This is a genomic window from Bacteroidetes bacterium GWF2_43_63, assembly GCA_001769275.1.
Classification (GTDB): domain Bacteria; phylum Bacteroidota; class Bacteroidia; order Bacteroidales; family DTU049; genus GWF2-43-63.
The window spans coordinates 1-8868 of sequence record MEOQ01000051.1 but is presented as its reverse complement, the minus strand read 5'-3'; the positions used below and the strand labels follow the sequence as shown (position 1 = coordinate 8868).

The following is an 8868-nucleotide window of genomic DNA, read 5'->3' as shown; positions in this document are numbered from 1 at the left end:
AACTCTGTTAACCAAAAGCAAGCAACCATGTATGCTCAATAATACATGCTCTTTGAAAGGTTTCGAACACTCATGATTTGCAATCCGTGCCGGGTCCCTGCTTAACCCTCGTAGGGTTTTGAACCCTACTAGGGTTTATTAAATGCAGGCCGCAGGCCTTCGGGAGTCATTACAAACTCACTGTAGGTCATCAGCACATTGTCCAGTTCGCCTTGCATGTTCAGCATCTGGCGCACTTCGGGAGTAAGAGACAGTCTGGTACCAACCGGAATATAAATTTCAACTTCCGCAAGATGGAAACTCCCCTCGCCCGATGGCTGCCATTTTGGAATAATTATTTTTGAAGAATCCTGCACTTGCGGCACCCAATCATTGTATGCGAGTGTTGTCAAATCGCCGGAATTTCGCAGATGAGCCACAATTCGGGTAGCACTGTCGTTGAGCTCAGGTTCAAATTCAAGTTCCGTTTGCAGCAATAATTGCATTGCGCCCTTGTTTTCGCTGAAATACCACGGAATCTGCGCACTGCCGTTGGAGTTGAATATATCCGGAGTCTTACCCGAAAGAGATATTTCCAGAACTTTCTCGCTTTTGGGGACAACAATTGTTTTGCTTTCACTGGCCGAATTGGAATAATACACCACATGGTAAATCACAATGGCCGATAGTGCAACAAAAGCTATCCCCCAGATTGATGAAGCAATCCGGTTATACCACTTCACAGGAAAACGAAAACGGAAAATCAGTTTAAGCCCGATAATCAGCATGGAAATTAACGGAATTCCAACAACAAAAAGAATTGAAATAATACTCATCCAGCCAACCAACCGATTGGTGGTCATAAAGAAAATCATATCGCAAAACGAAGCAGACACTCCAAGATCGCTGCTGTGAACCATATAGCTGATGTCGGCAAAGAATGACAACGTGAAGCCGGCCAAAAATATAAGCGAGAAGGCAATCAGAAAAAATCCACCGATAGCTCCAAAAATATAGAGAAGCGTTTTAAATGCATCGCTTTCTATTATGCTTCCGCCTGTTTTAGCAGTGTGCGCCTGCGTCTGAGGGTTTCCTTTTTTCTTTTTTGTGAATGAACTACGCACATGATCAAACTCGTCGCGAACCCGATCACTCAGGTTGTTCACATTCACCTTCCGACCTTTCATTTGCAGCTTTTCGGCACTGGTTGACGCAACCGGTACCACCAGCCAGAGAATCAGATATATTAATAATCCTGATCCGCCAAACAAGAATAAAATTACAAAAGCGATTCTAACCCACAAAGCTTCAACATCGAAAAAAGAAGCAAGACCTGAACAAACTCCACCAAATACACGGTCGTCCGGATCACGGAAAAGCCGGCGATCTTCGCGCGATTCCTGTTTCTTGCTTTCGTCTTTTCCTTCAGAGAAATCTTCGATCTGCTCGGGTTCACCCAATTCACTGATGACAAATTCAATGTCGGCCAGCACAACTACTTCCCGCGAAGGCGTCATTCGTGTGCTTAGCAATTCGGCTACGCGAATTTCGATGTCCTTGATTACTTCGTCCGATCCTTCTGCATTGAGTTTTACCTTTACATTTTCAAGATACCGGCTAAGACGCTCATAAGCATCTTCATCAATGTTGAACAAACGGTAGCCTATATTGACTGAAAAACTTTTTTTCATGTTACGCTTTATTTAATAATTGAATTTACCGATTCCACCATTTCGTGCCAGCCCTGACGCAGCATGGTCAGATACTCCCTGCCCTTGTCGGTGCAGCGATAATACTTCCGGGGCGGACCACCTGAGCTCTCCTCCCAGTAGTATTCCAGATATCCATCGTCTTTCAGACGATTTAGCAAAGGATAGATGGTTCCTTCCACCACCAGCAGACGGGCCGACTTTAATTCCTGCAATAGGTCGCCGGTGTACTTGGCCGCGCCGTCCGACAGCCTGAGAACACACATCTCAAGTACCCCTTTTCGGAATTGTGCTATGATTTTTTCTTCATTCATGAAACAAAAGTACTAAATATTTTTCACTTCTATGCATTACATAGTACTAAATAAATTATAAATTTTTTATATTGCTGATTGACTGATATTTAAAATTATTCAAACTGGAAGTAATTTGCTTATACATTATATAAACAGTTCTACAAGTTCTTGTGTGGTAGACGTTGAATGTGCCAAAATGAAGCTTATAAGCTTGATCCGATAAGTCTCTGACGTCCGGAGGATGCCAAACAATAATAGCGTCCGCCAGCTGGCGGATGAAAAAAGTGCACAAAAACAAGATCCGCCAGCTGGCAGATCCAATACACCTGCTTTCGTGAAGAAATATTGCATTGATTTTCCAAAATTGGACCTCTACGAGGTCGTATTTGTGTTATATTATACCCGAGGCTGTCTCAAAAATACAAAATCGTTACGATATTCCATCGTTCCGGCCGGTTTTGAATTATAAAAAAGATACTCCGGCCGGAATATGGAATCGTCGTAACAGCCCCAAAAACAACGATTCCATATCCTTCCGCTCCTGCGTCGCCTAAGGACGATGGAATATTGTTTTTGTAGAAACCGCTATTTTGAGACATCCTCGCGCTATTATTGCTTGACCTGCACAACAGGTCAGGCGAATTTAGTAATAGAAGTGTTTGTCTAAAGAAACCATTTTAATAAATAATGGGATCTTTCTTTTATGTTTTCCACACAAAAACTCGTAGAACAAAATAAATAATAAAGTTCGCACCTGAAGAATGGCCATAAAACCATCTTTATAATAATCGCAATTCGTCGATTGTCTGACACAGGCAACCTAGAGAAAAACTCCGTGTTTTATGTATGAAAGCAAAGGTAACCTGCATAAATATAGAAAACTGCATACGTTAACTTGCCCAATCCGGCCTTTAACTGAGCGTGTATTGTTTGCAGCTGCCAATAGGACTAATTTTACTGAAATAAAAGAAAGAAATGTCAAATCTTAAAAATACTAAAGCCATGAACACAGTAAAAGAAGCCGCTCTCTGGACCATTTACATTCTCGTCATGGCCGCCGCAATTGCTGGAGCCATGTTAGTTGGATAAGTTCAGAAGACACAGAAAAAAGTAAAGCCCCGAATTTCTTCAGGGCTTTTTTTATTGTCAGAAATGTAATTTGCTATTGCAGTGGTTTGATAACTTCCAGTACTTCCGGCAGATCCATGCCAAGCTCTTTCATGTGATCAACCGTTGGAACGCCATTTTTCGACCAGCCGCGACGTGAATAAACGGCATCGAGCAGTTGCTCATAGCGGTCTTCGCGGTAATTGCGGGTAATGGCCATTTTTTCTTCGGTTGTTTTTCCTTCCGGATCAATGCCGATGAGATCTTTCATCTGCTTGTCGTAACGTTCTGCGCGGCTTTCGTATTCTTCTTTAGTAACCGGGCCACAGGCGCGATACGGCTGAGCATCGTTCTTGCGAAGTCCTTTACCCATGCGAATGTTGAAAACACGCTGGAAATTATAAACGCGCTCGCTTTGACGAATAAGTTCTTCCTTGCTGAAATCGTTTCCTGTTACCGCTTTGTAGATGGCCACATAGTTGTCAACGTGTTCCGGAACCTTACCTGGCTCAGCGGTTTGAGCATTGTCGGCTGGTTCAACATCGTTCCATGGCAATTTGCAGAGACCCTGCAGACCAAACCAGGTGCGGAACATCGGGAAATAGAACAAAGCTTCGGCTTTCTTCTCGAATGTCGGGATCTGATTGTTTACCATGTCCATGAAAATCAGCCATGCTTCGTCGTGCTGCGGACCTTTGTTGGTCATTGCATAACCGCCCTGCTGCGCCAGCGATTCTTTTGAAATATACTGACTGTATTCCAGGCCTTTATTTTCCATTCCGATATCTTCGATCAGCTGAGCATCGCCCCAGCCATTGGCAATGAACATATCTTTCATCACGCGGACGCCTTTGCCGGCTGTCAATCCGAAGCCTTCGCCGCGGGCAACCTGATGCAGGAGCTCCATTGCGTCGTCTTTGCTTCCGAAATTCAGGTCAAGACCTCCGGTGCGTTCTTTGTTCAGAATACCAAGTTCATAGCATTCCATTACAAAGCCCATGATGGTTCCCCATGAGATGGTGCAAATTCCGTAAGTGTCGCAATAGAAATTGGCTTCGATGGTCCATTCGGGATCAAAAATGCCCATGATGGAACCCAGCGAAGAAGTTGTTTCATATTCAGGACCGTCGACAATAACTTTCTGGCTTTTGTACGGGCCGGTTTTCAGTTCGAAATCATCAACGCCTTTGGCGCAGCTCATGTTGCAGCCGATCCAGCAGCCGTCGGGAACACCCTGTGTGAAATAGCTCATCCAGACGTCGCCGTGGATTTTGCCAATTTCGGAGTGGACACCGAATTTAAAATTATGCACCGGAAGCAGATCATAATCATTCATGATATGTGTAAGGTGGGCAGTGCCTTTTTTGCGCATTTCGCACTGGCTGTCATCGAGTTCACGCATTTCTTTGTTGAACTTACGGCCACGTTCCATGATGGCATCCATATCAACCACATTGTTGATGTTTCCACCGATTCCAGGAACTTTAGCAACGATGGCGCGGATTTTTTTGTCACGGAGAACTGTTCCAATACCACCACGACCAGCTTGTTTCAGACGAATTTTCTTACGCTTACTATCGTAGAATGTAAAGTTCAGCATTCCAATCAGAGAATGATCAGCAGCGTCGCCGGCTGAAACGATTCCAATATTTTTTTTGTCTTTATCGTCATTGGCGAAAAGATCGGTAAGCTCTTCGGCCAGCATGTGTGAATCGTGCTCAAAGCCTGGATCTTCGAATATCTCGACATGGCCGTTAACGGCGTCGATATAAACTACAACATCTTTTCCGGCTTTTCCCTGAACTTCAAGAGCATCGTAACCGGCGATTTTGAGGAAAGGACCAAAAAATCCACCTACGTTGCTGTCGACTGGTATATGAGTCTGCGGTGAAAGGGACACTACAAGCGATTTCCCAGCTCCACTATACTGAGTAATGCCGCAAATAGGTCCACCGGCAATGATAATTTCATTTTCCGGATCATTCCATTTCGTGTTTGGGGTAACGGCGTCCCAGAGCAGACGAAGGCCGTAGCCTTTACCACCGATGAATTTTTCTTTCACCTGTGCAGGAACATCCTTGCTTTTGATTTCGCCGGTACCAACATTAACGTATAAAGTTTTGTCAGTGTATCCGCGATTAGCCGGAGTTATCGGATAATCAAACGATGCAATTACTTTGCGGTTTGTTTTTAGGTCTTCAATATTGATGGCCATATTTCTTGTTTTTTAGTTTGGCAAAAATAGCAAAAAAACCATTCAAAACGGGCACTATTTCTTAATTTTGTTATGCATTGTTTTGCATATTGAGTTGATAAACATCAATGATAATTAATAACTTTGCATCAAATGACATTGCAATGACATTTGAAGAAATTCGAAATAAAGTATCAAAGTACACTGTTGGCATTGCCGGCTGCGGCGGACTTGGGTCAAACTGCGCGGCTATGCTGGTTCGCAGCGGTGTCACAAAACTTGTAATTGCCGATTTCGATGTTATTCAGGAATCCAATCTCAATCGTCAGTTTTTTTTCTATGATCAGATTGAAAAACCAAAAGCGGATACGCTGAAAAAAAATCTGCTGATGATTGATCCGCATGCTCAGATTGAATCGCATGTGATCAGACTTGACCGCGAAAAAATTGAGCAATTATTTGCCTCATGCGATGTGATTGTCGAAGCTTTTGATCTGGCCGAATACAAACAGATGCTGATTGAGACCGTGCTGGACCGATTTCCGGAAAAACCGCTGGTGTGCGCATCCGGTCTTGGAGGCCTCGAAAATGCCGACCAGATGCGGGTTGTACGCAATGGCAATCTGATTGTGGTAGGCGATTTTAAAGAAAGTGTTTCCGAAGAAAATCCGCCGATGGCTCCAAAAGTGACTATTGCTGCGGCTTTGCAGGCGAATGAGGTGCTGCTTATTTTGTGTGCGAAGTTGGAAACTTCGCACGACTGCTAGTGCGCATCAACCTTGCTTAACATAAGCAGCAGATGAATGTAGGTCTTTAAAATTTCTTCGACATATTCATTGCAGGCCTTGACGCTGCCCGGAAGCGTGTATATCTGCGTGTTTCCGATCACGCCGGCAATGCTGCGGCTCAACAATGCGTTCATGTTTTTCTGAGCCGATTTCCAGCGGATATTTTCCATAATACCCGGAATGTCTTTATCTAGCATCGGCCAGATTGTTTCAGGCGTGATGTCACGAGGTCCAACGCCGGTGCCACCTGTTGTGAAAATGGCATCAAATCCGGCGTTCACGCTGTGAACAATTATTGTTTCGAGTGCTTCGGAATCATCAGCTATTACGGTACGTTGAATTTCACACACGCGTTTTTCGGCATCGAAGAATTTTTTCAGATTATTTTCAATCGCCGGACCGCTCAAATCCTCGTATTCGCCTGCAAAAGCGCGGTCGCTCAACGTAATGACATGAATTTTATGCGCTCTTGGTTTGTATTCCAATGTGTCGCCGGCTTTGAGTTTTCCGCCTTTGAGGACGCGCACAAAAATGCCTTCTTTCGGCATCACGCAATTCCCTACTTCGCGAAAAATAGCACAGCTGTCACCATGGCATTCCTTGCCGATCTGTGTGACTTCGAGCTCAATGCCATTACCTTCGAACCGATCGAGCGGATGAGTTTCATACAACAACAATCCTTGCGTGGTAATGTTTTCAGCAAATTCGCCAAAGGCAATTTTCCGTTTTGCTTTGTGTTCGAATTTCTCAACACTTTCGATCGCCAGCAAACTCACCATCCGATGCCAAGCACCTGCATGAGCGTCGCCTCTGACGCCGGTTTCGCACAATTCAATACTATCCACAGGAACTTTTACGGTGCCTTTTTTCTCCGAAATATTGACGGATTTTATTTCAATTTTTTTCATTCGATTTCAGTGTTTTTAAAATATTTGAAACGATATAATCTGCAGCCTGCGTGTCGCCATAATCAGGCCGGATGCGGCCCAGGCGAACAATCACCAGATTAAAATCAGGAACAACAATAACGTATTGCCCAAGAATTCCGCGGGCATAGAAAAAAACATGGCCATCCACTTTTGAAACCCACCATGAATAGCCGTAATAATCGCATGGATTGCCAGTTTCGTCAGGAATCATGCACGGTTGCACCGAGCTCTTTACATACTCTTCCGAAACGATGCGCTTTCCGTTCAGTTCACCTTTATGCAGAAATAAACTACCAATGCGGGAAAAATCGCGGGCATTCGAATTGAAACAGCAATATGCTTTCTCAAGTCCATCTTCATGGTCGAGACTCCACAATGCATCGTGAGTTGCGCCAAGCGGCTTCCAGAGCTTCTCTGATGTGTATTCGCTCAATGATTTTCCGGTGACTTTTTCAAGAATAATGGCCAGCACTACCTGACTGATGCTTTGGTACTCGTGAAATGTTCCGGGCTCCACCACCACGTCAAGATTTTCAACCATGTCACGCAAATCATTTCCGTAATATGCTTTGGTTGTTGGTGAGAACAAACTGGCATAGGACTCGTTCCAATTAAAGCCGGCAGACATGGTGAGCAGATGTTTGATGGTCAGTTTTGCATTCATGCCATCAGAAAATTCCGGTAAAAAATCACAAACTTTCTGATCCACACTTTTGATTTTGCCTTCATCTATGGCAATTCCAATCATGATGCTGACAATGGTTTTCGCTACTGAAAAAGATCCGGAAACCGTGTCGGGACCATAGCCGTCCCAATATTCTTCATAAACGATGGAGTCATTTTGCAATACCAGCAGAGCCGTTACTTCTGTTTCAATCATGAACTTTCTGAATGAATCAGGCAGCTCGATTTTATAAGTGCCATTTAGAATCCCGGTCGGAGTGCCGGCTTCAATAGTTCGGTTATGAAATATTTCAAAATCATCTATGCCGACTTGCTGATAAATGAGTGTTTTATACAAGTACGAATTCCCGGTCACCAGAATTACTAGATTAGCCACTACCATAATTAGCAGTAGTCCAAGCAGAATTCTTTTGATGATTTTCATAGTCCGGGAATTTTTGAAATTTATCAGACTTTTGTTTTACTCACCAGATGCACTTCTTCGATGATCATTGATTTATCAACGGCTTTGCACATGTCATAAACGGTGAGCAGTCCAACGCTTACAGCTGTCAATGCTTCCATTTCTACGCCGGTCTGTCCCTGACATTTGACGGTTGATGAAATCTCAACACCATTTTTTATCAGCATTGCTGAAACCTGAACATCAGTCAGCAACAGCGGATGACACAACGGAATCAATTCAGAAGTTTTTTTTGCACCCATGATACCGGCAAATTCAGCAATGCTGAGCACTTCGCCTTTCTTCATTCCGTTTTCCTTAATCAGCTTAATGGTTTCGGGCTGCAGAATGATTTTTCCGGAAGCAACAGCAGTACGGCTCTGGATGGGCTTTTCGCCAACATCCACCATGCGGGCTTTGCCTTTGGTATCGGTATGAGAGAGTTTTTTCATGAGTGATGAAATCAGTTACGGTACAAATTTACGAAAATTAAAAAGGTGATTGGTGCATCTCACGCTTTTCATACTCGATGAAAATAATCAGGGAAAGCATATTCTACAAGTACTGAGAATGCTTACGGTGAGATCCTGGCTCGCGCTCTGAAACACAGAACTATTAAATTTTAGCTTTATACAATTAGGCGACTATCAATCCTTGACACAACGGACACTAAAGCCTTCGTTCATTGAACCGGCAGCACCCCGCCAAACGAACGATTCATTACTAAATAACCATCGATA

8 protein-coding genes are annotated in these 8868 nt (G+C 43.8%); 2 read left to right on the top strand and 6 right to left on the bottom strand.

Translation table 11 applies throughout. The features are described 5' to 3' along the window. Positions 1-128 precede the first annotated feature (128 nt). Together A2W93_11820 and A2W93_11815 are read right to left on the bottom strand one after the other, a co-directional pair. Positions 129-1670: a hypothetical protein gene (locus tag A2W93_11820; protein ID OFY52413.1), complete on the bottom strand. Its 1542-nt coding sequence runs from the start codon at positions 1668-1670 to the stop codon at positions 129-131. An 8-nt stretch (positions 1671-1678) separates the two neighbouring features. Beyond that, positions 1679-2002, bottom strand: coding sequence for a PadR family transcriptional regulator (locus tag A2W93_11815; GenBank protein OFY52412.1), 324 nt, complete (start codon positions 2000-2002; stop codon positions 1679-1681). Positions 2003-2225: 223 nt separating this feature from the next. On the opposite strand from A2W93_11815, the gene A2W93_11810 reads away from it, so the two are divergent. Beyond that, positions 2226-2453, top strand: a complete 228-nt coding sequence (locus A2W93_11810) for a hypothetical protein (protein ID OFY52411.1) — start codon at positions 2226-2228, stop codon at positions 2451-2453. A 693-nt stretch (positions 2454-3146) separates the two neighbouring features. Here A2W93_11810 and A2W93_11805 read toward each other — a convergent pair. Next, positions 3147-5306: an aldehyde:ferredoxin oxidoreductase gene (locus A2W93_11805; GenBank protein OFY52410.1), complete on the bottom strand. Its 2160-nt coding sequence runs from the start codon at positions 5304-5306 to the stop codon at positions 3147-3149. 143 nt (positions 5307-5449) lie between these two features. On the opposite strand from A2W93_11805, the gene A2W93_11800 reads away from it, so the two are divergent. Continuing rightward, positions 5450-6052, top strand: coding sequence for a thiamine biosynthesis protein ThiF (locus tag A2W93_11800; protein ID OFY52414.1), 603 nt, complete (start codon positions 5450-5452; stop codon positions 6050-6052). On the opposite strand, the gene A2W93_11795 is transcribed toward A2W93_11800, so the two are convergent. Genes A2W93_11795 through A2W93_11785 form a run of 3 tightly spaced genes read right to left on the bottom strand, consistent with a single transcriptional unit; the run spans position 6049 to position 8580 of the window. Then, positions 6049-6981, bottom strand: coding sequence for a hypothetical protein (locus tag A2W93_11795; GenBank protein OFY52409.1), 933 nt, complete (start codon positions 6979-6981; stop codon positions 6049-6051). The two genes, A2W93_11800 and A2W93_11795, sit on opposite strands and share 4 nt — an antisense overlap. Further along, positions 6968-8110, bottom strand: coding sequence for a hypothetical protein (locus A2W93_11790; GenBank protein ID OFY52408.1), 1143 nt, complete (start codon positions 8108-8110; stop codon positions 6968-6970). Before A2W93_11790 ends, A2W93_11795 begins: the two co-directional genes overlap by 14 nt. A gap of 23 nt (positions 8111-8133) precedes the next feature. Further along, complete coding sequence (locus tag A2W93_11785) at positions 8134-8580, bottom strand: molybdenum cofactor biosynthesis protein C (protein ID OFY52407.1); 447 nt, start codon at positions 8578-8580, stop codon at positions 8134-8136. Between the last annotated feature and the right edge of the window lie 288 nt (positions 8581-8868).